The following is a 26,039-nucleotide window of genomic DNA, read 5'->3' as shown; positions in this document are numbered from 1 at the left end:
TGCTCAATTTGTTCGCTTTGTCTGCCATGCCCGCCATGCGGCCCCCAAGGGATCGCGCGTTGCGCCAGCGTTGGCCTTAACAGGAATCTGTCATGCAGCATCCCATGCTCAATATCGCGGTGAAGGCCGCGCGCCGCGCCGGTACCATCATCAACCGGGCTTCCCTCGATGTCGACGCCATCAAGGTCAGCAAGAAGCAGCACAACGACTTCGTGACGGAAGTGGACAAGGCGGCAGAGCAAGCGATCATCGAAACCCTCCTGCAAGCCTATCCCGACCACGCCATCCTCGCCGAAGAATCCGGCGAGGCGCACGGCAAAGCGGATTCGGAATATCAGTGGATCATCGATCCGCTCGATGGCACCACCAACTTCATTCACGGCCTGCCCTACTACTGCACCTCGATCGCACTCGCGCACAAGGGCATCGTCCAGCAAGCCGTGGTTTACGATCCCACCCGCAACGAACTCTTCACGGCTTCGCGCGGCCGCGGCGCCTACCTCGACGGCAAGCGCATCCGCGTCTCGCGCCGCGATCGCCTGGCCGACGGCCTGATCGGCACGGGTTTCCCGTTCCGCGACCTGCAAGGGGTGGAGAACTACCTCAAGATGTTCGGCACGATGACCGAACACTGTGCCGGCATTCGCCGTCCGGGGGCTGCGGCGCTCGATCTGGCGAACGTCGCCGCCGGCCGCATGGACGGTTTTTTCGAGCAAGGCCTGAACCCGTGGGACATGGCCGCAGGCAGCCTGCTGATCACCGAAGCCGGGGGTCTGGTCGGTAACTACACCGGCGAGTCGAACTTCCTGTTCGAAGGCGAAATCCTCGCAGCCAATCCGAAGATATACGCGGAGATGGTCAGACTGCTGGACGGCTACTCGCGCGCCAAGCGCGTCGCCCCGAAGACGAAGGCCAAGACCAGCGCCGCCACGGAAGACAACGCACAGTCGTAAGCTTGCACACGGGCGCCTGCGCGCCCCGCACCCTCCCTCCCCCCGGCGATGCCAACAACGCGCGCCGGGGTTTTTTCATGCCGCTTCGGAAAAACGCAGACCGACGATCCCGCCGATCGTGAGCGCGAGGAACAGGATGCGCGAACCGCTCACCGTCTCGCCGAACACCATCGCGCCAACGAGAATCAGCCCCACCGTGCCCACCCCCGTCCAGATCGCATAGGCCGCGCCGACCGGCAGTGAGCGCAGCGCCAGCGCGAGCAGATAGATGCTGCCCAGCGCCGCCGCCACAGCCAGCACACTCGGGCCGGGTCGCGTCCATCCCTCGTTGAATTTCAGCGACAGCCCCATGATCACTTCGAGTGCGGCGGCGAGAAACAGATAGACCCAGGCCATGAGTCAAGCCTCCACGCGCTCGGCTGCCGTACCCAACCGCGAGCGCAACAGCCCCTGCTGCACGGCAGTGCGCGACTCGATCCGGTCCAGCCATCGGCGCACGTGCGTGTACGGTCCGATATCCAGATTCAACTCGCCGCTCGTTCGCAACCACGTGAAGGCGGCGATGTCCGCAATGCTGTAGTCCGGCAAGGCGAGGAACGCCGACTCGCTCAGACGCCCATCCACGACGCGGTAGAGACGCAGCGCCTGCTGCCGATAGCGCTCGATCGCCTCTTCGTTGCCGGTCTTGGAGCCGTGGAGAAACCACCACAACTGCCCGAACATCGGCCCGATGCCGCCGATCTGGAAATGCAGCCACTGATCGACGGCAAGACGCCCGGCGTCGCTCGACGGCAGGAGGCATCCGGTCTTGCGCGACAGATACGAGAGGATCGCGCCCGACTCGAAGAGCGTCACGCCCGCCGCGTGATCGACGATGGCGGGAATCTTGCCGTTGGGGTTGAGCTTCAAATACTCGGGCCGTTGCTGATCGCCCCGGGAAAGATCCAGCGTGACCTGTTCGTGCCCGAGCGAGGCCTCGCTCAGGAAGATGGCGACCTTTTGGCCATTGGGCGTGTCGGCCGTATAGAACGTAAGACCGTTAGCGGTTGTCATGAGGCTCCTCGTTGCATTCTTGTTGCATCAATAAATTGCAATTACAATCATTGCAACTGCAATCGTATGAGTGAAACGGAATTTCCGCAAGTCGTCCGTCACGAGACAAGGGATATGCCATGAATGGGGAGTGCTTCGATCTTTCGGTGCGTACGCAGCAGACGCGCGCCGCCGCCGGCGCCTGTCTGGCGCGGCTCGCCGACGACGCGCTGAGCGCGCACTGTTCGACCCTCTCGCCACGCCGCGCGATACGCGCCATTGCAAGCGCGCTGGAGCAGCACGACACGACGGGCGAAGCCGCCTGGGTCGTTCGGGCCGCACGGGAGACGGCAGGCGACGTCGAGACCGATGTCGACGCAACGGCGGCGCACCGCCGTGTCAGCGCCTGGCCGCTATGGTTCGGGAATGAAACGCAACGCGTCGAGAAGCCGCTGTTGTACCTGCTTCGTTCGCCTTCCGTGACAGGGCTTCGCGCCGCGCTGTTCGAAGCGGCGCATCACGGCGTCTTCTGTAACGATGTGGAAGCGCTCGCGTCGCGTTGGCCGCGCAGCGTGCAGCCCGCCCTGCCCCTCTGGCTCTCGGCGAGCCCCGACGGCACGCCGTACGACCCGGCGTCGGGCGCCGAAACCCTCGCCATCCTGCGCGCCGCACTCCGCGCGCTATACCTCGACGGCGAGCGCGGCTTCGTCTACGTCTCGACCCACCCCGACGACGACAACTCACCACCGCTGTCGGACGCCGATGCGCAGCACGCCTTTCGCGGCATGTACCGCGTCGCCGTGCACGAGGGCGAACGCACGCGCAGCCTTCGGCTGCTCGGCGCGGGCAAAGCGCTCTCCGAGGTGCGGCGAGCGGCTGCCCTGCTCAACGAAGCATGGGGGGTGAACTGCGAAGTCTGGAGTTGCCCGAGCTACACGCGCCTCGCGCGGGAGGCATACGAAGTCGAACGCTCGAACCTGTTCTGCGCACCGACGCAGACCCGAACGGCGCATGTGCTGCGGTGTCTCTCCGATAGCACGGCGCCGGTCGTCGCCGTCACCGGCTATGCCCGATCGATCGCCAGCCAGATCGGCGCATTCGTTCCGGGACGCTTCGTGGCGCTCGGCGCGGAGCCGAATCCGGTGGGCACCGCAACACCGGACGCGCGCTGGATTGCCGCCGTCGCGCTCAAAGCGCTGATGGACGACGGCGTGCTGCCCGCGGGAACCACCGCCGTCGATGTATCGCGCGGCCGTCAGTCCGCCGTACCGGACTGAACCGCACGCACCGCGGCCGTGGTCCGATCGAGCCCGTCGGCGAGCGTGCCCTGCTCGCCCGCACTGAACTGGCTCAGAAACAGTTCGGCAACGGTCGACTCGTAGACCTTCCACATCTTCTTGCGCAACGCGCGCCCCTCCTTGGTGATGGACGCAAACGCCGCACGTCCGTCTTCAGCCGAACGCGCACGCGTGACGAGCCCCTCCTGCTCCAACCGATCCACGAGCCGCGTGAGGTTGTAGCGCTCGATGGCCAGCGCGTCGGCCAGCTCGTGCATGCGTCGCGTGCCGCCCGGCCCGCTCTCGAGGCCCCACAGCGCGTCATACCACGCGTAGCCGGGCAGTCCGGCCGCCGACAGACGGCGTTCGATCTCGCGGATCATCATCCGGTGCGCCCGCACAAACGAGTACCAAAGATCAGGTCTCCCTGCTGTCATTGCCAAGCTCCTCTCTCCGAATTCCGGTTGCAGCTGCAATTCTATCCCACACCAAACGATTGCAAATGCTACTATTGCAATTGCAATTAAACATCAACTGACTTGCAGACTCGCGAGTCCGCCCCACAGGGGCCGAGGGACCAACCTACGGCCCGCATCGACAACGTTGCCTTCACCACTTCCAGGAGATAAACCATGACCCAGCCGCTCGCAGTGCCCGACATCGACCCTCAGGAAACACGAGAGTGGCTGGAGGCGATGGAAGCGGTCGTCGCCGTCGAGGGCCGCCCGCGCGCGCACTACCTGATCGACCAGTTGATGGACTTCGACGTCGCGCAGTACGGCGACCTGCACGGCAAGGTGACGACGGCCTACGTCAACACCATTCCGAAGTCGCGCCAGCCCGCGTATCCCGGCGATCTGGGCGTGGAGCGCCGCCTGAATGCGTACATCCGCTGGAACGCCATGGTGATGGTGCTTCGCGCGGGCAAGCACTCCAACGTGGGCGGTCACATCGCCACGTACCAATCGGCCGCCGTGCTGTACGACGTGGGTTTCAACCACTTCTTCCGCGGCCGCACCGACACCTTCGGCGGCGACATGGTCTACATCCAGGGACATTCGGCCCCGGGCATTTATGCGCGCGCCTACCTCGAAGGGCGCATCACCGAAGCGCAGTTGGACAACTTCCGCCGCGAAGCCGGGCGCGACGGGCTGTCGTCGTATCCGCACCCGCGCCTCATGCCGGACTTCTGGCAATTCCCCACCGTCTCGATGGGCCTCGGTCCACTCACCGCCGCCTATCAGGCGCGCTTCATGCGCTATGCGGAATATCGCGGCCTGCTCGAGCATCAAGGCCGCAAGGTCTGGGCATTTCTCGGCGACGGCGAAATGGATCAGCCCGAGTCGCTGGCGGCCATTTCCCTCGCGGGTCGCGAGCGGCTCGACAACCTGGTCTTCGTCGTGAACTGCAACCTGCAGCGTCTCGATGGCCCCGTGCGCGGCAACGCCAAGATCGTGCAGGAGCTGGAGGGCACGTTCCGCGCCGCCGGCTGGAACGTGATCAAGGTGTTGTGGGGCAGCGGCTGGGACGACCTGCTCGCACGCGACACGACCGGGCTACTGCGTCAGCGCATGATGGAATGCGTGGACGGCGAGTACCAGACATTCAAGTCGCAAAACGGCGCGTACGTGCGCGAGCACTTTTTCGGCAAGTATCCACAGTTGCTCGAACTGGTCGCGCATCTGTCGGACGACGAGATCTGGGCGCTCACACGCGGCGGCCACGATCCGGAGAAGGTCTACGCCGCCTACGCACAGGCCGTCGGCACACAAGGCCGCCCGAGCGTGGTGCTCGTCAAGACGGTCAAGGGTTTCGGCATGGGCGAGGCCGGCGAGGGTCAGAACATCAACCACCAGTTGAAGAAAATGAGCGCGGACGCCGTACGCGCCTTCCGCGACCGCTTCGCGCTGCCGGTGTCCGACGACCAGCTCGAGGACATGCCGTATCTGCTGCCCGCCCCCGGCAGCGAAGAGGCACGCTACTTCGCGCAGCGCCGCGAAGCGCTCGGCGGCTACGTGCCGTCACGCGTCGGGAAGATCGCACCGCTCGACGTGCCGCCGTTGAGCGCATTTGCAACGCAGCTCAAGGACAGCGGCGAGCGCGGCGTGTCGACCACCATGTCGTTCGTGCGCATTCTGACCACGTTGCTCAAGGATCCGGGCATCGGCAAGCTGATCGTTCCGATCGTTCCCGACGAGTCGCGCACGTTCGGCATGGAAGGCCTGTTCCGCCAGATCGGCATTCACTCCTACCTGGGACAGCTCTACACGCCGCAGGACGCCGGTCAGTTGAGCTACTACAAGGAGGCGAAGGACGGACAGATCCTGCAGGAAGGCATCAACGAGTCGGGGGCGATCTCGTCGTGGATCGCCGCCGGCACGGCCTACAGCAATCACGGACTGGCGGCCATTCCGTTCTACATCTTCTATTCGATGTTCGGCCTGCAGCGCGTCGGCGATCTGGCCTGGGCCGCCGGCGACGCACGCACGCGCGGCTTCCTGCTCGGCGCCACCTCCGGGCGCACCACGCTCATGGGCGAGGGCCTGCAGCACGACGACGGACACAGCCACGTGCTGTCCTCGGTGATCCCGAACTGCGTGTCGTACGACCCGACGTTCGCCTACGAACTCGCGGTGATCGTCCAGGACGGTCTGCGCCGGATGTACGTCGAGCAGGAGGACATCTACTACTACATCACGCTGCTCAACGAGAACTATCCGAATCCGGCGCTTCCGGAGGGCGCCGAGGCCGGCATTCTCAAGGGGCTCTATCTGTTGCGCGAGGCGGCCCACGCGTCGGCAACCGGGGCAGCCGCACCGCGTGTGCAGTTGATGGGCAGCGGCGCGATTCTGCGCGAAGTCATCGCGGCAAGCGAGTTGCTGGCGACGGATTTCGGCGTGGCCGGCGACGTGTGGAGTGCGACCAGCCTGACCGAGCTGCGCCGCGACGGCATGGCCGCGGAGCGCTGGAACCTCCTGCATCCCGACGCGTCTCCCCGCGTGCCGTATGTGCAGCAGTGCCTGCGCGATCATGCGGGCCCGGTCGTGGTCGCCACCGATTACATGAAGATCGTGGGCGACCAGATCCGGCCGTTCGTCGAGGACCGCCGCTTCGTTTCGCTCGGCACGGACGGCTTCGGCCGCTCCGACACGCGCGAATCGCTGCGCGCGTTCTTCGAGGTCGACCGCCACTTCATCGTGCTGGCCGCGTTGAAGGCACTTGCCGACGACGGCGCGGTGCCGCGTTCGCGCGTCGGTGAAGCGATCGCCCGCTACGGGATCGACGTCGACAAGCGCGATCCCGCGTCGGTCTGACATCGGCGCGCATGAAAAAGGGCTGCGCATCGCAGCCCTTTGAGCCTTCCTTCAGCCTTCCTTCCGTCCGCCGTGTCCGGCGTCAGCACCTCACGCGCCGAGGCGCCCGAGCACCGTATCGCGACCGAGCAATTCGAGCACCGCGTCGATCGGCGGCGTGTGCGTGGTGCCCACGACGAGCAGACGCACCGGCATCGCGAGCTGCGGCATCTTCATGCCGTGCTGTGCGAGCGTCGCCTTGAACGCCGGCGAGATCGCCTCCTTCTTCCACTCCGGCAAGGCGGCGAGCGCCCCGGCGAGATCCTTCACGGCGGCGCGGGCGGCGTCGGTCATGTGCTGGGCCATGTCGGCATCCGACGGTGCGGGCTTGCGATAGAACATCTCCGCACTCTGGGCGATATCCTTGACGGTGTTCGCACGATCCTTGAACAGCGCGACCACGCCGGCAAGCGACGGACCGCCTTCGATCGACACGCCCGCCTTCTGCAGGAACGGCTCGGTGAGACCCGCCAGGCGCTCGTCATCGGCCTGCTTCAGATACTGGTTGTTCAGCCACAGCAGCTTTTCCGGATTGTGCTGCGCCGGCGACTTGCCCAGGTGCTCCAGGTCGAACCACGCGACGAACTGCTCGCGCGAGAACACTTCGGCGTCGCCGTGTGCCCAGCCCAGACGCGCCAGATAGTTCACCACGGCCTCGGGCAGGAAACCCTCCTCGCGGTACTGCACGACGCTCATCGCACCGTTGCGCTTGGACATCTTCTCGCCCTGGTCGTTGAGCACGGTCGGCAGATGCGCGTAGACCGGCGGCTGCTTGCCCAGCGCTTCGAAGATATTGATCTGACGCGGGGTGTTGTTCACATGGTCGTCGCCGCGAATCACATGCGTGATGTCCATGTCGATGTCGTCGACGACAACGCAGAAGTTGTACGTCGGGGTGCCGTCCGGACGCGCGATCACGAGGTCGTCGAGCTCTTCGTTCGAGATCTCGATGCGGCCCTTCACGGCGTCGTCCCACGCGACGCTGCCCGTGAGGGGGTTCCTGAAGCGCAGCACCGGTTGCACGCCGGCCGGCGGCTCGGGCAGCACCTTGCCCGGTTCCGGACGCCAACGGCCGTCGTAGCGCGGCTTCTCGCCGCGCGCGCGCTGCTGCTCGCGCAGTTCGTCGAGCTCTTCCACGCTCATGTAGCACGGATAGACATGGCCGGCGTCCTTCAACTGCTGCAGCACCTCGCGATAACGGTCCATGCGCTGCATCTGGTAGAACGGGCCTTCGTCGTAATCCAGGCCGAGCCATTCCATGCCTTCGAGAATGACCTGCACGGCTTCCGGCGTCGAGCGCTCGAGATCGGTGTCCTCGATGCGCAGCACGAAGGCGCCGGCGTTGTGACGCGCGAAGGCCCACGGATAGAGAGCGGAACGGATGTTGCCCAGATGGATGAATCCGGTCGGGCTAGGCGCAAAGCGGGTGCGGACAGTGGTCATGATTTGGCTTCGGTGCATCGCGTCGGCGACAAACAAAAACGCCCGCGGCGGAGGGTCTCGCGCAGGCGGGTCGCCAACATTCGGAAGCCGTCATTATATCAGCCGAGTGCGTGCATTCGCGGCACAGTCCGAGCCCAGCTCGGAATTTCCTGCCAGGGCCGTCGGACGCCTCCCTCGTACGCGCGTCCGACGAATCCCCGCCTTCGGTCTGCGGCAGCGCGCTCAGAGCTTGGCGAGCGAGACCTCCGTGGCCTTGACGAGCGCCACGACCTCGGAGCCGACGTCCAGACGCAATTCGTCGATCGAGCGCGTGGTGATGACCGACGTGACGATGCCGCTCGGCGTCTCGACATCGACCTCGGAGAGTACCGGGCCGCGCAGGATTTCGCGGATTCGACCCTTGAACTGGTTGCGGACGTTGATGGCGGTGATACCCATGGTGGACTCCAATGTACGGAAAAAGTGAACGAGAAATAGGAAAGAAGCGTCAGTCGAGCGCCCTCAGACCGCCCAGCGCACGGTCGCGGCCGGCCACGTCGGTTCGGGAGCGGCAGCGTGCTGCGTGGTGGACGGCTCGGTTTGCAGCACGCGCGCGAGCACCTGTGCCTCGAGTCCGGCGAATTCGGCACTGCCGCGAGCGCGCGGGCGCGCCAGCGACACGGTCTGGTCCAGGCCCAGTTGGCCCTGCTCGATGAGCACCACGCGATCGGCGAGCGCCACGGCTTCCTGCACGTCGTGCGTCACCAGCAGCGCGGTGAAGCCATGGGCGCGCCAGAGGCGTTCGATGAGGGCATGCATCTCGATGCGGGTGAGCGCGTCGAGCGCACCCAGCGGCTCGTCGAGCAGCAGCAGATCGGGTTGATGGACCAGTGCCCGGGCGAGCGCCACGCGCTGGCGCTGACCGCCCGAGAGTTGGCTTGGCCAGTCGTGCGCACGCTCGGCGAGGCCGACTTCGCGCAGCACTTCGAGCGCCTGCGCATGCGAGGACTTCGGCAGGCCGAGCGCCACGTTCTGCAGGACCGTGCGCCACGGCAGCAAACGCGCGTCCTGGAACATGATGCGCGTGGCAACGTTGGCCGACGCCGCCCCGGACTTGCCGCCGAGCGCCTGTCCGTCGAGCGTGATGCGTCCGGCATCCGGCGTCTCCAGTCCGGCAATGAGGCGCAGCAGTGTCGACTTGCCGCAGCCACTGCGGCCGACGATGGCGGCGAAGCCGCCGCGCGGAATCGACAGCGAGAAGTCGGAAAGCACGGAGCGGGCGCCATAGCGCTTGCCGACGGCTTCGATCCGAAGCCCCGATGCCGCGACCTCGTCCGTCGAATGCACCACCTTGAGATTCGTGCCGCCGGCGGGAGCGTTGCCTGGCGCGGTACGTGCGCCGACCTTCGCGCCAAGCGGCAATTGCGTGCCGAACGGATCGGCCTGGGGATCGAGAGACGGCGCGACAGCGGCGCGCTGTTCGGCCGTCCATTCCGCTTCGATGTCGACGCCCGCGAGCGGGGCGAATTGTTGTGCGCTCATGCGGCGGTTCCTCGTTGAAAGGCCGGATGCCAGCGCAACCAGCGAAATTCCAATTCCTTGGCCAGCACGTCCGCCAGCTTGCCCAACAGCGCGTACAGGAGAATCCCCACAAGCACGATGTCGGTCTGCAGGAATTCACGCGCGTTCATCGTCAGATAGCCGATGCCCGACTGCGCCGAGATCGTCTCGGCCACGATCAGCGTGACCCACATCAACCCGAGCGAGAAGCGCACGCCGACCAGAATCGACGGCAGCGCGCCCGGCAGAATCACGTCGCGATACAACGCCCAGCCACGCAGGCCATAGCTGCGCGCCATCTCCACGAGTGCCGGATCGACGGCGCGAATGCCGGCATACGTGTTCAGGTACATCGGGAAGAACACGCCGATGGATACCAGGAACAGCTTGGCCTTCTCGTCGATGCCGAACCACAGGATCACCAGCGGAATGAGCGCCAGATGCGGAATGTTGCGCAGCATCTGGAACGACGAATCGAGCGCCGTCTCCGCCACGCGCGACAGGCCGGTGAGCATGCCGAGCAACAGCCCCAGGCCGCCGCCGATCAGAAAACCGATCACCGCGCGCCCCGTCGATACGCCGATGTCGCGCCAGATCTGTCCGCTCACGGCGAGTTGCCAGGCGGCGTCGACCACGGCCGAGGGCGCGGGAAGGACTCGCGTGGAGAGCCAGCCGGCCTGCGCGGCGACCTGCCAGACCACGACGAGGACGATCGGCACGATCCACGGCGCGAGGCGTCGCGCGCCAGTGCGCCAGACGCGCTGCAGCGCGCCGCTGGTGGCAGCGCCCGCCGCCGCGGATGTCGCGGGTGTGCCGTTGCCGTACTGCTTGCCGCCGCCGTTGATGGCGTCGGCCGAAATCGATTGCGTCATGCCAATTTCTCCTGGGGCTGGCGCAGCCCGTATTCATGCTTCATGCGGGTGACCGTCGCGCAACGGCCCGTCCGCGTTCCGTTCAATGTTCGATTCAGCTCTGCGATGCGCGCGGCACGAGGTTGTTGGCCATCAACTCGCCGACCGGGCCGGCGAGCGGTGCGCCGCCGAGCCGCTCGCGCACGTCGCGCGGCAGATGCGGAAACACCAGCTCCGCGAAGCGATACGCTTCTTCGAGATGCGGGTAGCCCGAGAGGATGAACGTGTCGATGCCCAGTTCGGCGTATTCGCGCAAGCGCTGCGCCACGGTCGGCCCGTCGCCCACGAGCGCCGTGCCCGCACCGCCGCGTACCAGCCCCACGCCCGCCCACAGGTTCGGTGCGATCACGAGCTTGTCGCGGCGTCCGCCGTGCAGCGCCGCCATGCGCCGCTGCCCTTCCGAATCCATCTTCGCGAACTGCGCCTGCACGCGCGCGATGGTCTCGTCGTCGAGCTTGCTGATGAGCGCATCGGCCGCGCGCCACGCTTCGTCTTCGGTCTCGCGCACGATCACGTGCAACCGCAGGCCGAAGCGCAACGTGCGACCGAGCTTCGCCGCGCGCGCCCGCACGTCGGCGATCTTCTCGGCCACGTCGGCAAGCGGCTCGCCCCACGTCAGGTAGACGTCGAGCTGCTCGGCCGCGATGTCGCGCGCGACTTCCGACGAGCCCCCGAAATAGAGCGGCGGGTGCGGCGACTGCACCGGCGGGAAGAACAGCTTCGCGCCCTTCGCACGCAGATGCTCGCCTTCGAAATCGACGCTCTCGCCGGTGTGCGACTTCTCGAACAGCGAACGCCAGATGCGCAGGAATTCGTCGGTCACCGCGTAGCGCTCGGCGTGATCGGCGAAGAAGCCGTCGCCTTCGAGTTCGCCCGCGTCGCCGCCGGTCACGACGTTGATCAACAGTCTGCCCCCCGACAGGCGATCGAAGGTGGCCGCCATGCGCGCGGTCAATGCGGGCGAGGCGATACCCGGGCGCACAGCCACGAGAAACTTGAGATTACGCGTCGCGCCGATGAGGCTCGATGCCGTCACCCAGGCGTCTTCGCACGAGCGGCCGGTAGGCAGCAGCACACCTTCGTAGCCGAGGGCATCGACGGCACTGGCGATCTGACGCGCATAATCGAAATCGAAGACGCGTCCCCCTTCGGACGTGCCCAGGTAGCGTGTATCGCCGTGCGTGGGAATGAACCAGAAGACTTGCATGCGTGCTCCGGTCGTCAGGCGGCCAGCGTCGCGCGGGCAAGTCCCGGGCGAGCGTTGGCTGCTGGCCACTGGCGGATCACTTCGCGCTCGTGCAGCCACTGCGAGAGTTGATCGACGGTCGTGCTCAGCCGCTCGGCAATCGCACCGTCGAGCAGCGCGCCGTCTTCCTTGGGGACCTGCTGATCGACGGCGAACACGCCGCGCAGGATGTGCTGCGCGCCCAGCGCCGAGAGCACGGGCTTGAGCGCGTAGTCGAGGGCCAGCAAATGGGCCGGGCTGCCGCCCGTGGCGAACGGCGCGACGAGCTTGTCGGCGAGGCCGTCCTGCGGCAGCACGTCGAGAAAGGCCTTGAGCAGACCGCTGTAGGCAGCCTTGTAGACGGGCGTCGCCACCACCACGGCCTGGGCGCCGGCGACCTGCGCGAGCGCGTGCCGCAAGTCGTCGTGCGACGTGTCGGCCGCGAGCAGCGCTGCCGGCGACAACGCGCGGATGTCGATGCGGCGCACGGCGATGCCGGCCGCAGCCAGCTCGTGTTCGACGAAGCGCAGCAAGCGGGCGCTGCGCGAGGCGGCCGACGGGCTGCCCGAGATCGTGACGGCGTATGTCATACTTCCCTGCCAAAGACGGGCCGGTTTCGCGCGTGTCGCCTGCGCCGGCCCTGTGAAAACGAAGCACACCGCATGCGCGCAGGCAGCGCGACGCACGCCTGACACCCGCTGACACCCGATGTGGGCCGGGGGTCTCCCGGCCATTGGTGAACCAGTGTAGCGAGGCGTCCCGCGCGTCCGAACCAATGAATCCGGGATAGCTTTGCGCGTTTTTTCATAACCTGTAGTCATGCACCGTTCTCGCCTTATTCCCCGGCACGGTGTTTCGTACGATTTTCCTCGGCCATGTCCGCCCCGATCCTCGAACTGCGCGAATACAGCCCGACCGAAAGCAGCGATACGCACGACTTCCATCAGGTCGTGATCGGGCTGTCCGGGCGCATGGCGATTTCGCTCGACGGCGACGCCGCGCAATATGGCCGCGTGGGCGCGCGCAACGGCGTGGTGATCCCGGCCGGCGTGCGCCACGACTACCGCGGCGACGGGCCGAACCGGCAGGTCGTGCTCGATGTGCCCGTGCGACTCGCGGCGGTGACCGGCGCCGCGCGCGCGTTTGCCCGCGAAGCGTTCTTTTCGCTCGATGCGTCGCTGCTGGCGCTGGCGCGCCGCATTGCGGCCGGGGTGGACGCGGGCCGTCCGCTCAGCGAGAGCGATCCCGTCGTGCGCGAATGGCTCGACGCGCTCATGGCCCGGCTCGCACCGGCGCGCCACGCGCTGCGGACGGTGCGGCTGGATCTGGCCCGTGTCGACGCGCGGCTGCAGGCCGATCTCGCCACACCGCCCGACACCGCCACGCTGGCGCGCGACGCCGGCATGAGCGTGCGGCACTTCCACGAGTGCTTCGTCGCCATGACCGGCGAGACCCCGCACCGCCACCTGATGCGGCTGCGCCTGGCACGCGCCGCCACATTGCTCTCGACCACCGACGCGCCGCTCGCCGACATCGCGCTCGACGTCGGCTTCAACGATCAGAGCGCCCTCACCCACGCGTTCCGCCAGCACTTCGGCCACACGCCTGCCGCCTGGCGGCGCGGGCAGCACGTCCGCACGCCGTCTGCCGAATTTCACAAGCCGCCCGACACGCCGTCGCGCTAGTCTTCCCGTTTCGTCATCCATCGATTCAGGAAGGAAGAGGACATGGCCGAGACCATCGAGTGGCAGGACTTCGAGAAGATCGAATTGCGCGTGGGCACCGTCGTCGCCGCGCGCGTGAATGAAAAGGCGAAAAAACCGGCCTATGTGCTGGAAGTCGATCTCGGCGAACTGGGCGTGAAGACGTCGAGCGCGCAGATCACCGTGCACTACACGCCCGAATCGCTCGTGGGACGCCAGGTGCTGTGCGTGTGCAATTTCGCGCCGAAGCGCATTGCCGGAATCGCCTCGGAAGTGCTCGTGACGGGCTTTGCCGACGCACAAGGCGCCATTGTGCTCGCGGGCGTGGAGCGTCCCGTGCCCAACGGCGCCCGTTTGCACTGAGACGCGCCGGCACGCCCCCTGTGCGGGGCGCCAACGCTGGGCCGGGCGTTCTCCCCGGCAGTTGCGAAGCGCACGTCTTCCCTCCTCCTCGCACGTGAGTCGCCAGGCCATGCCGCTTCCGGGCCTTCCGCGCGACTCCGGCGATCAAAAGCGACCGCCGTTCGTCTAAAAAATTGCACGCCTCCGACACCAATTGCACAATCCGTGGTCGAATGCCGCAGCGCTGCACGTACCATGGCGGATCGCACTGATTCGGTCTGCCAACGACGTGACCGCGGCAGTGCGGAATCTGGGGGAGACAATTTTGAAATCATTGCTATATCGGCTGTGCCTGGGTCTCGGCGGGCTGAGTGTTTTCTGGGCGGTCGGCATGCTGAGCGCCAATGAATTCGCCAAGAGCTCGGCGCTCATGATCACGGCGCTGCCCGGGCTCGCGGGCCTGTGCCTGCTGCTGCGCGCGCGTCCCGTCTGGCTGAGTGCGACGACGCTCGGCGTGATTGCCCTCTTCTTTCTCGATGCCGCCACCAAGGGCTTCCTGCGCGATTACTTCGGCATGCGGCCGAATCATTTGCTGGTGCTCCAAGCGGTGTTCAACACCAATCCGTCGGAGACGGGCGAGTTCTTCCGGCACAACTGGCGCGACGTCTTCGAAGCCAGCGCCGCCTTCGTTCTGATCATGGCAGGCGTTGCCGCCCTCGAGCACCGGCTGTCGCGCGCCGAGGCCGCACGACCCTCGTTGCCGATGCGGCGCGGCAGCAAGATCGCCGTGGCCACGCTGCTCGCCAGCTTCCTGACGCTGCACCTGAACCCGACGATGGCCAAGGAGAATCCTCTGCTCTATTGGCCGATCCGCTATCTCGACTACAAGACGCAGCTCGCGCACGCCGACAAGCTGCAACGCGAACTGGCGGCCAACATGGCGCAGCGCGGCGACTGGCGGGTGCGCTATCGCGGGCCGGCGAACAAGACCGTCGTGTGGGTGATCGGCGAGAGTCTGAACCGCAACAACATGTCGCTCTACGGCTACGCCCGCAACACCACGCCGATGCTCGACTCGTTGCGCGAACACCTGACCGTGTTTCGCGACGTGGTGTCGTCGGAGCCGGCAACGATGGCCTCGCTCATGAAGATGCTCACGCCCGCGAGCCTCGACGATCCCGAGGCCTGGACCCGCCAGCCCGATCTCGTGATGCTCGCCAAGGAAGCGGGCTATCGCACCTACTGGATCTCGAACCAGGTGCCCAACGACGGCTGGCTCGGGCTCGTCGCCAATCGCGCCGACGAGCGCGTGTTCATCAACAAAGGCCTGGGGCGCGGCGAGAACAATTTCGACGGCAATCTGCTGCCCGAATTCGACGCAGCGCTCGCGGACGATGCCCCGCGCAAGCTCATCGTCGTGCATCTGCTCGGCGCGCATCCCACCTACGGCATGCGGTATCCGAAGGAATTCGCGCGCTTCGACAATACCCACGATGCCGTGATGGCTCACCTTGAAGCGCAGGGACGCTCGCGGTGGGTCAGACGCCTGCGCAACGAGTACGACAACGCCATTGCCTACAACGACTTCGTCGTCGCCGGCCTCATCCGCAAGACGATGGCGGCGACAGCCAGGGCCAACGCCACCACGGACGCCAGTCTGCTGTTCACCTCCGACCACGCGCAGGAAGTCGGACATACACGCAATCACACGGGGCAGTCGGTCTCCGACGCGTCCGGCTACGAGATCCCGATGATCGTGTGGACGCGCGATGCCACGGACGCCCGCACCCGTGCTTCGCTCGAAACGAGGCCCTATCAGACCGACCGGCTCGAACATACCGTGCTGGGTCTGCTCGACATCGACACGACGTACTACGACGCCGCCCACGACGTGCTGAGCGATGCCTTCACACCCACGGCACGGCACATCAACGGGCAGAAGTACGTGCCATCGCCTTTGGCGTCTTCATTGGCAGCAGCATCGGCGTCTTCATTGGCAGCAAAATCGGCGGCAGCGACGGCGATTTCCGCCGCAGCGCCAATTCAATCGCAAGAAACGGAGCGTTCGCGCTGACGGATCCGCCTAGACTGCTCCGCAGGCATTCCCGCCGCAAGGAGCAGATTCGATGGCAGACGGCACCTCACGAGACGCAATCAACGACAGTCCAGCGAGCGCCCGACCGGGCGCCGCGATACCGCCCGCAGCGCGTGACGCGGTGCCTGTGCCCGCACTGGTGACCGATCTTTCGCGTGCGAATCTCGCCGCGCAATTCAGCGAGCAGATGACGCTCGCCGTCATTCCGATCGTGGCGGTGATCGCCCTCGGCGCTTCCGCCGGACAGACCGCCTCGCTGCAGGGCGCCACCACACTGCCCTTCCTTCTGCTGTCGCTCCCCGCCGGCGTGTTCGCGGATCGCTATCGCCGCAAGCCGCTCATGATCGCGACGGAACTGCTGCGCGCGCTCGCGTTGCTGCTGCTCTTCGCGTTGTTCCGCACAGGCACACTCACGCTCACGGCATTGGCCGTGCTCGGCTTCGCGATGGCGACGGGCACGGTCGTCTTCGGTGCGGCAGCGCCTTCGCTGGTCGCCTCGTTGGTCGGCGCCGGCGATCTGCTCGCGGCGAACCGGAAGCTGGAAATCGCACGCAGCGTGGCATTTACCGCGGGGCCGGCACTCGGTGGCGTGCTCGCCGGCTGGGCCGCCGGCACACCGGCGTTCGCCGGCGCCTTCGTGCTCTCGCTCGCCAGCGCGTATTGCCTGTCGCGTCTGCCTCGCGAAGCGCCGCGGCCGGCTTCGCACCGCCATTTCGTCCGCGAACTGACGGAAGGGATCCGCTTCATCGCGGTGAACGGCTACCTGCGCCCGATCGTCATGACGGCCTTCGTCTTCAATACTTCCTGGTATCTGCTGCTGGCCGTGTTCGCCTATTACGCGATTCACTCGCTGGCGTTCACGGCGCAGACCGTCGGCATTGCGCTCGGGGTGTATGGCTTCGGGATGGTGTGCGGCGCGTTCGGGTATGCGCGGCTCGCGGCGCGCCTGACGTTCGGCCGTCAGATTCTCCTCGGCCCGGTGTGCGCTTGCCTCGCCGCGCTGCTGATGGCAAGCACGTGGTGGCTGTCGGGCGGTGCGGCGGCCTACGCCATCGTGTTCGGCGCGTTCTTCCTGTTCGGCTTCGGGCCGATCGTGTGGACTATCTCGACGACGTCGCTGCGCCAGGTCGTCACGCCCGCCGGCCTGATCGCGCGCGTGTCGGCGGCCACGATGACGGCCACGTTCGGCGCGCGGCCACTGGGGGCATTCCTCGGCGCGTCGCTGGCCGCGACGTTCGGCGCCCGGGCGTGCCTCGTCGGCATGGCGACGGGCTTCGCCGTGCAACTCGCCATCATCGCGTCGTCACGCGCGGCACGGCTCGCATCGCTCGACAGCGCTGCGAGCGCCGCACGTCGGGATGCACATTGAGCACAAAAAAATCGGTGCAATTTCTCGCACCGGCTTTCGTCGAGCGCTCCGGCGTCAGGGCTCAAGCGCCCAGAATCTCTCCAAGCGCCTGCGTCAGCGCCCGGCACTCGCTCTCGGTACCGACCGTGATGCGAAGGAACTGCGCCACGCGCGCATGCTTGAAGTGCCGTACGATGATCGAGCGCTCGCGCAGCGCGGCGGCGAGCGCCGCCGCGTCGTGCGAGGGGTGGCGGGCGAACACGAAGTTCGCCTTCGACGGCAGCACTTCGAAGCCCAACGCGCTCAGGCGTCCGGTCAATGCCTCGCGGCTGGCGATCACCGCCTGACGCGTCTCGTCGAAGTACGCCTCGTCTTCGATGGCCGCCACCCCCGCCGCCTGCGCGAGACGGTCGAGCGGATACGAGTTGAAGCTGTTCTTCACACGCTCGAGCGCTTCGATCAGATCCGGATGCCCGATGGCGAAGCCGAGACGCAAGCCCGCGAGCGAGCGCGACTTCGACAGCGTTTGCACCACGAGCAGATTCGGATACTTCGCGATCAGCGTCGCCGCCGTCTCGCCGCCGAAGTCGATGTAGGCCTCGTCGATCACCACGACCGAATCCGGGTTGCCCGCGAGCAGGCGCTCGATCTCGCCCGTGGCCAGCGCGCGCCCGGTCGGCGCATTCGGATTCGGGAAGACGATGCCGCCGTTCGGCTTCAGATAGTCGTCAACGCGGATCTCGAACGACGCCGTAAGCGGCACGGTCTCGAACGCCACGCCGTACAACCCGCAGTACACCGGATAAAAGCTGTACGTGATATCGGGGTACAGGATCGGCAGGTCGTGCCTGAGCAGCCCCTGGAAGACATTCGCCAGCACTTCGTCCGAACCGTTGCCGACGTGGACGTTGGCGACTTCCAGGCCGAAGCGCTGCGCAATCGCTTGCTTTAAACGGCGCGCATCCGGGTCGGGATACAGCTTCAGCGCATCGGCGGTCTCGCCCAGCGCATCGCGAATCGCCGCGAGCACGCGCGGCGACGGACCGTACGGATTTTCGTTGGTGTTCAGTTTGACGAGCCGCTGCATCTGCGGCTGCTCACCGGGCACGTAGGGCGTCAGATCGGCAACGCCCGCGCTCCAGAATCGACTCATGACTTCAGCCCTCGCTCAGTTCGCGAAACCGCGCGCCAGGTCGGCCTGGATGTCGGCCGGCGACTCCAGCCCCACGGCGAGACGGATCAGGCCCTCGGTGATGCCCGCCGCGGCGCGCGCCTCGGGCGTGATGCGGCCGTGCGTGGTGCTCGCCGGATGCGTGATGGTCGTGCGCGTATCGCCGAGGTTGCCGGTGATCGAGCACACGCGGGTGTTGTCGATCACGCGCCAGGCGTTCTCGCGCTGCTCGGCCGGCGTGGCGCCCTTGAGCTCGAACGCGACGATGCCGCCGCCCGACTTCTGCTGGCGCTGCGCGAGTTCGTATTGCGGATGCGACGGCAGCCCTGGGTAGTACACATGCGCCACCTGTGGCTGCTGCTCCAGCCATTGGGCCACGGCCAGCGCGTTGGCCGACTGCTTCTCGACACGCAACGACAGCGTTTCCAGCCCCTTGAGCAGCACCCACGCGTTGAACGCGGATAGGGTCGGACCCGCGCTGCGCACGAACGTGAAGATCTTGCCCATGACGAAGTCCTTCCTGCCGACAATGGCGCCGCCCAGCACGCGGCCCTGGCCGTCGAGGTACTTGGTCGCGGAGTGCACCACGACATCGGCGCCGAATTCGATGGGACGCTGCAGCACCGGCGTACAGAAACAGTTGTCCACGACGAAGAGCGCACCGGCTTCCTTCGCGATCTTGCCGATCGCCGCGATGTCGGCGATTTCGGTGAGCGGATTGGACGGCGTCTCCAGGAAGAACATTTTCGTGTTCGGACGGATCGCGGCGCGCCAGGCGTCGAGGTCGGTCGGGTCGACGAAGGTCGTCTCGATACCGAAACGGCTGAAGATCGTGGAGAAGACGTTGAGCGTGGAGCCGAAGATGCTCTGCGAGCTCACGAGATGATCGCCGGCCGAGAGCGCCGTCATCACGACCGAGACGATGGCGCTCATGCCCGAAGCCGTCGCCATGCAAGCCTCGCCGCCTTCGAGCGCCGCGAGACGATCCTGGAACATCGACACCGTCGGGTTGGTGAAGCGCGAGTAGGTGAAGCCCTCCTCCGAATGCGCGAAACGTTCGGCGGCTTCGGCCGCGCTCTTGAAGACAAAGCTCGAGGTCAGATACAGCGCCTCGGAGTGCTCACCAAACTCGGAGCGCTGCGTGCCCGCGCGCACCGCCAGGGTATCGAAGTCGAAGGAATCCATCGTGTGTCTCGTCGTTGTACCGGGGCCGCCGTCCGTCACCGTGGTGCAGTCCATGGCTGCACATGGCTGCATTACGGTGGCCGGACCGTCGCCCGAAAAAAGAAAAGCCCGTTTCGCTTGTCAGCAAAACGGGCTCGAAATCCATCTGTCTAGGCCTCGCTTTAGCTGTTTCGGGGATGTTCCCCCACGTCCGCAAGCTGAAATCAAATCGACGTGTGATGCAGTGTAGCACGTTGCCGGCGAAGAAGAAAAATCCCCTCCGCCTGCCCCGCCCCGCCGGCCGGCCCGGGGTTTCCCGGGCTGCCGGCGGTGTCGGACCTGGCCCGACCGGCCTCAGAGGCCAAGCTGCGCTCCGCGCGGCTCGCCTTCGTCGGCTTCGGTGCTCTCCACGGCCGGGGCCTTCGGCGCCTTGCGCTGTTGCTCCAGGCGGTTCAGGTACTCCGGCGTGACGTCGCCCGTGATGTAGTTGCCATCGAAGCAGGACGCGTCGAAGTCCGTCAGCGCCGGGTTGATGTCGCGCACCGCGGCCTTCATGTCTTCGACGTCCTGATAGATCAGTTCGTCCGCGCCGATAATGCGCGCCACTTCTTCGTCGCTGCGATCGTGGGCCACCAGTTCGCTGCGCGTGGGCATGTCGATGCCATACACGTTCGGGAACTTCACGGGAGGCGCCGCCGATGCGAAGACCACCTTGCGGGCACCGGCGTCGCGGGCCATCTGCACGATTTCCTGGCTGGTGGTGCCGCGCACGATGGAGTCGTCCACGATCAGCACGTTCTTGTCCTTGAACTCGACGCGCATCGCGTTGAGCTTCTGACGCACCGACTTCTTGCGCATCGCCTGGCCGGGCATGATAAACGTGCGGCCGACGTAGCGGTTCTTGAAGAAGCCTTCGCGATAGTTCAGGCCCAGGCGCTTGGCAACCTGCATCGCCGCCGGACGGCTCGAGTCCGGAATCGGCATGACGACGTCGATGTCCTTGTAGTCGATCTCGCGACGGATCTTCTCGGCGAGGTAGTCGCCCATGCGCAGACGTGCATCGTAGACCGGCACGCCGTCGAGCACCGAATCCGGACGCGCCAGATACACGAGCTCGAAAATGCACGGATGCATCGACGCGGCTTGCGAGCACTGCTGCGACGTGAGCTCGCCATCGTTGCTGATGAAGATCGCCTCACCCGGCTTGACGTCGCGCTCGAACGCGAAACCCATGCCTTCGAGGGCCACCGACTCGGAGGCCACCATCCACTCCGTGCCGTTCGGGCCATCGAAGCGGCCGATGCACAGCGGACGAATACCGTTCGGATCGCGGAACGCGAGCAGACCGAAACCCGAGATGATCGAGACGATCGCGTAGGAGCCGCGCAGACGCCCGTGCACCTTGCCCACGGCCTGGAACAGCGACGCCACGGAAAGACCGTCGCGCGAGCTTTCCTGCAGCTCGTGGGCGAGCACGTTGAGCAGAACTTCGGAGTCGGACGTGGTGTTGATGTGGCGGCGATCGACGCGGAACATCTCGTCCTTGAGCTGTTCCCAGTTCGTCAGGTTGCCGTTGTGCGCGAGCACGATGCCGTACGGGGCATTCACGTAGAACGGCTGGGCCTGTGCGGCGCTCGACGAACCGGCCGTCGGGTAGCGCACCTGGCCGATGCCGACCGTGCCCGGCAGATCGCGCATGTTGCGCGTGCGGAACACGTCGCGCACCATGCCGTTGCCCTTGTGCATGTAGAACGACTGGCCATCCGTCGTGGCGATGCCCGCGGCGTCCTGGCCGCGATGCTGCAGCAGCAGCAGGCTATCGTAGATGAACTGATTGACCGGGGATTTGGAGACTACACCGACGATGCCACACATGGCATGAATCCTTCAAAAAACATCGAAATCTGCGTCAAACGGACTGTATTATCCGTCATTCGGAAACCTTCTGCAGGCCGGTCGACGGCGCGGCCGATCCGCCGCTGCGCATGCCCCATCCCTGCGATTGCGCCCCGGCGGCACCCGAGCCGCCCTGACTCGTCAATCCCCGGCCGCTGTGCATCATGTCCCCGCCCATAAGGGCCGAAATCCCCGACGCCCGGGCGCCGTCGCCCCGTGTGCGCTGGCCGACCGGCTGCGCCTGCGCACCCTGCATACCCGTCTCACCCACGCTGCCGATGCCGCTTTGTCCGCCCTGCCCCGTCTGAATTGCGCGACCCGCGGACGCGCCCTGACCACTGCCCCGCGGCAGCGCGTTCGGCGCCTCGGGCGTGCCTGGCGACGGTGCCGGCGAACCCCGATAAGGTTCCAGTTGCGGCAACGGAATCGGCACGTTCAGCGAATTCACACCCGGCACGCTGGGCCCCCCAGGCACGGCGGCTTCGGGCTTGCGCAGATAGTGCTGCACCGGCTCGGGTAGATACGGCATCAACCGCTCCAGTCCGGCTTCGACCCACGGGCGCGTCAACGAATGCTGCCATGCCGGTTGCTGCGGCAATGCCGTCAATCTGGCGGCGACCATCAACAACATCAAGAGCAGAGCGCCGCGAACGATGCCGAACAACATGCCCAGACCGCGATCGGCCGGACGCAGGCCGATCAGATCGGTCATGCGTCCGACGAGCGCGCTGACGATACCGGCGCCAAAGACCACCGCCACGAGCACCAGCAGGAAACCCAGCGCGCCCTGCGTCATCTCGCCGCCGGGCAGATCGGCCGGCAGCCAGTGCGCCACCGTCGGCCCGAAGGCGCGCGCGACGAAGAACGCCACGACCCAGCCGACCAGATTGAACAGCTCGCGGACCAGCCCACGCAGCATGCCCAGCAACATCGATCCGATCAGGATGGCAATGGCCGCGTAATCGACCACGGTCAACAGACCGCCGTGCACCGAATCGCCCAACTCAGCCCGCCTCGGCGACCTGGGCGGTCAACCCGGCGTCGCGAATCTTCTTGCCCGCCGCCTCCGCGCTCGCGCGATCGGAGAACGGCCCCGCCCGCAGCAGATACAGCTCGCGACCGTCCACGGTGCTCTTGACCATGTAGCTCGGCACATTCACCAGCTTGAGCTTGACCAGCCACGCCTGCGCGCGATCCTGCGTCGAGAATGCGCCGATGCGCACCAGATACTTGCCGCCCGAGGCGGCCGGCTTCTGGGCACTGTCGTGGGAGTCCGAGGCCTTCGCGGGCTTGGTGTTGTTCTGCGCGAACTGCGCGATCGGATCGGCCACGTTGTTCTGCGGCTTGGCTTGCGCCTTGGCCGTGTCGTGCGACTCGGCCGGCTTGGCGGCGGGTTTGGCGTCCGCGTGTTGCTCAGGCTTGCGGGTCTCGGGCTTGGCGTCCGCCTTGTGATCCGGCTTGGCCTGTGCGACCGACGGCTCCGGCACGGTGCTCGGCGTGGGCGACACGGCGACGACGGCCGGTGCGGGAGACGATGACGAAGGCGGCAGACCCGTCGGCGCCGGTGCCGGCGTGGATGTGGACGGCTTGGCGGCGTTGTTCGCCAATGCGTTGCCGTCAACCGTCTCCTCGCCCTTGTCGAGCGACGCGTCGGTCGACGGCGCGGCCGCCTTCGGCTTCACGCGCACGGGCGGCGAATTGGCGTCCTTGCCGGGAATCTGGATGGCGATGTCGTCGGCCGTCGGTTTCGGTTCGGGCGCGAGCACCATCGGCAAAATGATGACGGCGGCGAGCACCAACGCCAGCGCGCCGACCAGACGGCGGCGCGCGCGCTGCTTCTCGGGCAACAGCGGGTCGAGCTGCTCGTGCTCGCTGTACTCGCCCCCTCCCGCCGTACGGGTGCCGGTGCGGCCGCTCCTGCGGCTACCGCGCTTCGGGGGAACGGCTTCGGCGTCTTTCTTGCGGAAGGAAAACAATCCCATAGGCCCTTGGCTCAGGTCGAAACTCGCGTCGTTGGACTGATCATCTCGCATCCGGTGCGTCATGCGCATGACATTTCTCGTAAGCAAATGTCACGGCCGCGCACCGTACACGTTCAATGGCGCTGCAATTTGCGGTGCGACATCACACCCGCCACCGTAAAGAACGATCCAAAAACCAAGATTCTATCATTCTCGCCGCACTGCTCGAGCGCGGCGGCGTAGGCTTTCTCAGGGGATTCGAAGGTTTCCACCGAATGATCGGCGTCTTCGTGGAACCCGGCGGCGCGCAGCTTCTCTTCGAGCAGCGCCGGGCTCGCCGCACGCTCGGTCGGCAGCGCACACAAACGCCAGTGATCGACCTTGTCGACGAGGTGACGCAACACGCCCTCGATGTCCTTGTCGGCCATCGCCCCGAACACGGCGTACGTGTACGGAAAGAAGCCCATGCCGTCGAGATTGTGACCGAGCGCGGCGGCCGCGTGGGGATTGTGCGCCACGTCGAGCACCACGGCCGGACGCCCCGGCAGCACCTGGAAGCGTCCCGGCAGTTCGACGGAAGCAAGCCCCAGCCGGATATCCTGCGCCGAGACCGGCAACTCGGCGCGCATCGCTTCGAGCGCCGCGAGCGCCGCCGACGCGTTGAGCAACTGGTTCGCGCCGCGCAGCGCCGGATAGGCCAGCGCCGGACGGCGCATGTGACGTCCACCGTAGCTCCACTGCTGCTTATCGCCCTGGTAGTTGAAGTCGCGCCCGAAGCGCCACAGGTCGGCGCCGATGCGCTCGGCTTCGGCGAGCAGTGTGGCGGGCGGCATGGGATCGCCGCAAATCGCCGGCTTGCCCGCGCGGAAGATGCCCGCCTTCTCGATGGCGATGGCCTCGCGCGTGTCGCCCAGGTGCTGCGCGTGATCGATGTCGATGCTCGTGACGATCGCGCAGTCGGCGTCGACGATGTTCACGGCATCGAGCCGTCCGCCCAGGCCGACTTCGAGAATCACGGCGTCGAGCCCGGCGGTGGCGAACAGATGCATGATCGCGAGCGTCGTGAATTCGAAGTACGTGAGCGAGACGGGTTCGTCGAAACTCGTGCGGGCGCGCTCGACGGCTTCGAAGTGCGGCAGCAGCGTGGCGTCGTCGACCATCTCGCCGTTCACGCGGGCGCGCTCGTTGAACGTGAGCAGGTGTGGCGACGTGTGGCAGCCGACGCGATAACCGGCGGACAGCAGGATCGCCTCGATGATCGCGCAGGTCGAACCCTTGCCATTGGTGCCGCCGACGGTGAAGACAGGACACGGGAATTTCAATCCGAGCGCCTCTTTGACGCGACCGATGCGCGTGAGGCCCATGTCGATGCCCACGGGATGGGCGGTTTCCAGATGGGCGAGCCAGGCGTCGAGAGTGGAGTATGTCGGCATGAATGTGCGGGCAGAAATGCAAAGCGCGGACGTAACCAAGTGACGTCCGCGCTTCGGGTTCTGCGAAGTAATGCGTTCAGGTGTCGCTTGCGCGGCACTGCGTGATGGCGTGGCGTCACGGCATTCTACGCCGTTGTACTGCCTTTTGTGGCGCCGCCACGGCGCGCGTCACGCGTTTCGCACGACAGATGTCGTGCACATCGGGTTCAGGCGACCGCGTCGGCCGGCTGACACTGCATGAGCGCGATCAGACGGGCGATTTCCTCGCGCATCTTGCGACGATCGACGATCATGTCGATCGCGCCCTTCTGCAGCAGGAATTCCGCGCGCTGGAAGCCTTCCGGCAGCTTCTCGCGCACGGTCTGCTCGATCACGCGCGGACCGGCGAAGCCGATCAGCGCCTTGGGCTCGGCCATCACCACGTCGCCGAGAAAGGCGAAGCTGGCGGACACGCCGCCCATGGTCGGGTCGGTCAGCACGGAGATGAACGGCAGCTTGGCGTCGGCCAGCTTGGTCAGCATCGCCGTGGTCTTGGCCATCTGCATGAGCGAGAGCAGGCTTTCCTGCATACGCGCACCGCCCGAAGCGGTGATGCAGATGAACGGCACGCCCTGCTCCAGCGCGTTCTGTGCCCCGCGTACGAAACGCTCGCCGACGACTGAACCCATCGAGCCGGCCATGAACGAGAACTCGAAGCACGCCACCACGACCGGCAGCGTGTGGATCGCGCCGCCCATGACGACCATCGCGTCGGTCTCCCCGCTGTCGTCCATCGCTTCCTTGATGCGGTCCGGGTACTTGCGGCTGTCCTTGAACTTCAACGCGTCGACCGGCACGATCTCCTGGCCGAGCTCGTAGCGGCCTTCGGAATCGAGCAGCGCGTCCAGACGCGCGCGCGCGCCGATGCGCATGTGATGATTGCAATCTTCCTTCGGGCAAACGTGCAGATTCGCTTCCACGTCGTTGCGATACAGCACCGCTTCGCACGACGGGCACTTGATCCACAGCCCTTCCGGGATGCTCTTGTTGCGCTGCGTCGGATCCATTTGCTTGATCTTCGGGGGCAGCAGCTTGTCGAGCCAGCTCATAGTTTCTCCTTGGCAAACGCCCGCACCATAAGGAGCGGGCGTTTCTGGCGGCCGTATTACACGGCCGTTTCAATTCAGCGTTCACCGGGCGACTTCACACCGTTG

23 protein-coding genes are annotated in these 26,039 nt (G+C 66.2%); 7 read left to right on the top strand and 16 right to left on the bottom strand.

Annotation, left to right across the window (positions count from 1 at the left end):
• The first annotated feature begins 92 nt into the window (after positions 1-92).
• Positions 93-953, top strand: a complete 861-nt coding sequence (locus tag RO07_RS10015; protein WP_039410362.1) for an inositol monophosphatase family protein — start codon at positions 93-95, stop codon at positions 951-953.
• A 75-nt stretch (positions 954-1,028) separates the two neighbouring features.
• Here the strand turns inward: RO07_RS10015 and RO07_RS10010 are convergent, their stop codons facing one another.
• Positions 1,029-1,349 (bottom strand): DMT family transporter, encoded by a 321-nt coding sequence (locus RO07_RS10010; RefSeq protein ID WP_039410360.1) that lies wholly within the window; start codon positions 1,347-1,349, stop codon positions 1,029-1,031.
• A gap of 3 nt (positions 1,350-1,352) precedes the next feature.
• Entirely contained in the window at positions 1,353-2,006 is a 654-nt protein-coding gene (locus RO07_RS10005) for a glutathione S-transferase family protein (protein WP_039410358.1), read from the bottom strand.
• A 119-nt stretch (positions 2,007-2,125) separates the two neighbouring features.
• Here RO07_RS10005 and RO07_RS10000 point away from each other — a divergent pair, with 119 nt between their 5' ends.
• Positions 2,126-3,262 carry a transketolase-like TK C-terminal-containing protein gene (locus RO07_RS10000; protein WP_052267179.1) on the top strand — a complete coding sequence of 379 codons (1,137 nt, stop codon included), beginning with the start codon at positions 2,126-2,128 and terminating at the stop codon, positions 3,260-3,262.
• Here RO07_RS10000 and RO07_RS09995 read toward each other — a convergent pair.
• Positions 3,241-3,699 (bottom strand): MarR family winged helix-turn-helix transcriptional regulator, encoded by a 459-nt coding sequence (locus RO07_RS09995; RefSeq protein WP_039410356.1) that lies wholly within the window; start codon positions 3,697-3,699, stop codon positions 3,241-3,243. The two genes, RO07_RS10000 and RO07_RS09995, sit on opposite strands and share 22 nt — an antisense overlap.
• Before the next feature lie 195 nt (positions 3,700-3,894).
• Between RO07_RS09995 and aceE the strand changes: the two genes are divergently transcribed.
• Positions 3,895-6,576, top strand: coding sequence for a pyruvate dehydrogenase (acetyl-transferring), homodimeric type (gene aceE / locus RO07_RS09990; protein WP_039410352.1), 2,682 nt, complete (start codon positions 3,895-3,897; stop codon positions 6,574-6,576).
• 90 nt (positions 6,577-6,666) lie between these two features.
• Here the strand turns inward: aceE and gltX are convergent, their stop codons facing one another.
• From gltX to ssuE, 6 genes are all read right to left on the bottom strand, one after another.
• Positions 6,667-8,061: a glutamate--tRNA ligase gene (gene gltX / locus RO07_RS09985; RefSeq protein ID WP_039414966.1), complete on the bottom strand. Its 1,395-nt coding sequence runs from the start codon at positions 8,059-8,061 to the stop codon at positions 6,667-6,669.
• 219 nt (positions 8,062-8,280) lie between these two features.
• Positions 8,281-8,496 carry a TOBE domain-containing protein gene (locus tag RO07_RS09980; protein ID WP_010807342.1) on the bottom strand — a complete coding sequence of 72 codons (216 nt, stop codon included), beginning with the start codon at positions 8,494-8,496 and terminating at the stop codon, positions 8,281-8,283.
• A 63-nt stretch (positions 8,497-8,559) separates the two neighbouring features.
• Positions 8,560-9,579, bottom strand: coding sequence for an ATP-binding cassette domain-containing protein (locus RO07_RS09975; RefSeq protein ID WP_039410349.1), 1,020 nt, complete (start codon positions 9,577-9,579; stop codon positions 8,560-8,562).
• Positions 9,576-10,469 (bottom strand): aliphatic sulfonate ABC transporter permease SsuC, encoded by an 894-nt coding sequence (gene ssuC, locus RO07_RS09970; RefSeq protein ID WP_084072541.1) that lies wholly within the window; start codon positions 10,467-10,469, stop codon positions 9,576-9,578. The genes RO07_RS09975 and ssuC overlap by 4 nt, the downstream gene beginning before the upstream one ends.
• 94 nt (positions 10,470-10,563) lie before the next feature.
• On the bottom strand, positions 10,564-11,715 hold the full coding sequence (ssuD, locus tag RO07_RS09965) for an FMNH2-dependent alkanesulfonate monooxygenase (protein ID WP_039410346.1): 1,152 nt from the start codon (positions 11,713-11,715) through the stop codon (positions 10,564-10,566).
• A gap of 14 nt (positions 11,716-11,729) precedes the next feature.
• Positions 11,730-12,323, bottom strand: coding sequence for an NADPH-dependent FMN reductase (gene ssuE, locus RO07_RS09960; RefSeq protein ID WP_039410343.1), 594 nt, complete (start codon positions 12,321-12,323; stop codon positions 11,730-11,732).
• Between the two features lie 285 nt (positions 12,324-12,608).
• Between ssuE and RO07_RS09955 the strand changes: the two genes are divergently transcribed.
• The 4 genes from RO07_RS09955 (at position 12,609) to RO07_RS09940 (ending at position 17,242) form a co-directional block, all read left to right on the top strand.
• Entirely contained in the window at positions 12,609-13,418 is an 810-nt protein-coding gene (locus RO07_RS09955; RefSeq protein ID WP_052267178.1) for an AraC family transcriptional regulator, read from the top strand.
• Positions 13,419-13,460: 42 nt separating this feature from the next.
• Positions 13,461-13,799 carry a tRNA-binding protein gene (locus RO07_RS09950; RefSeq protein WP_039410341.1) on the top strand — a complete coding sequence of 113 codons (339 nt, stop codon included), beginning with the start codon at positions 13,461-13,463 and terminating at the stop codon, positions 13,797-13,799.
• Positions 13,800-14,103: 304 nt separating this feature from the next.
• Positions 14,104-15,852: a phosphoethanolamine transferase gene (locus RO07_RS09945; protein ID WP_115088849.1), complete on the top strand. Its 1,749-nt coding sequence runs from the start codon at positions 14,104-14,106 to the stop codon at positions 15,850-15,852.
• Between the two features lie 52 nt (positions 15,853-15,904).
• Entirely contained in the window at positions 15,905-17,242 is a 1,338-nt protein-coding gene (locus RO07_RS09940; protein WP_084072540.1) for an MFS transporter, read from the top strand.
• Between the two features lie 61 nt (positions 17,243-17,303).
• Here the strand turns inward: RO07_RS09940 and hisC are convergent, their stop codons facing one another.
• The 7 genes from hisC to accD form a co-directional block, all read right to left on the bottom strand.
• A complete protein-coding gene (gene hisC, locus RO07_RS09935; protein ID WP_039410339.1) occupies positions 17,304-18,374 on the bottom strand; it encodes a histidinol-phosphate transaminase in 1,071 nt (356 codons plus the stop codon).
• A gap of 15 nt (positions 18,375-18,389) precedes the next feature.
• Entirely contained in the window at positions 18,390-19,577 is a 1,188-nt protein-coding gene (locus tag RO07_RS09930; RefSeq protein ID WP_039410337.1) for an O-succinylhomoserine sulfhydrylase, read from the bottom strand.
• Positions 19,578-19,910: 333 nt separating this feature from the next.
• A complete protein-coding gene (gene purF, locus RO07_RS09925) occupies positions 19,911-21,431 on the bottom strand; it encodes an amidophosphoribosyltransferase (protein WP_039410335.1) in 1,521 nt (506 codons plus the stop codon).
• 55 nt (positions 21,432-21,486) lie between these two features.
• Complete coding sequence (locus tag RO07_RS09920; RefSeq protein ID WP_052267175.1) at positions 21,487-22,455, bottom strand: CvpA family protein; 969 nt, start codon at positions 22,453-22,455, stop codon at positions 21,487-21,489.
• A gap of 1 nt (position 22,456) precedes the next feature.
• Positions 22,457-23,434 (bottom strand): SPOR domain-containing protein, encoded by a 978-nt coding sequence (locus RO07_RS09915; RefSeq protein ID WP_039414948.1) that lies wholly within the window; start codon positions 23,432-23,434, stop codon positions 22,457-22,459.
• Positions 23,435-23,547: 113 nt separating this feature from the next.
• A complete protein-coding gene (folC, locus tag RO07_RS09910; RefSeq protein WP_039410334.1) occupies positions 23,548-24,846 on the bottom strand; it encodes a bifunctional tetrahydrofolate synthase/dihydrofolate synthase in 1,299 nt (432 codons plus the stop codon).
• A gap of 206 nt (positions 24,847-25,052) precedes the next feature.
• Entirely contained in the window at positions 25,053-25,934 is an 882-nt protein-coding gene (accD, locus tag RO07_RS09905) for an acetyl-CoA carboxylase, carboxyltransferase subunit beta (protein WP_039410331.1), read from the bottom strand.
• Between the last annotated feature and the right edge of the window lie 105 nt (positions 25,935-26,039).

Origin of the sequence: Pandoraea pulmonicola, assembly GCF_000815105.2 — a bacterium.
GTDB lineage: Bacteria > Pseudomonadota > Gammaproteobacteria > Burkholderiales > Burkholderiaceae > Pandoraea > Pandoraea pulmonicola.
The sequence above is the reverse complement of the archived record's forward strand: the minus strand, read 5'-3'. Positions and strand labels throughout refer to the sequence as shown.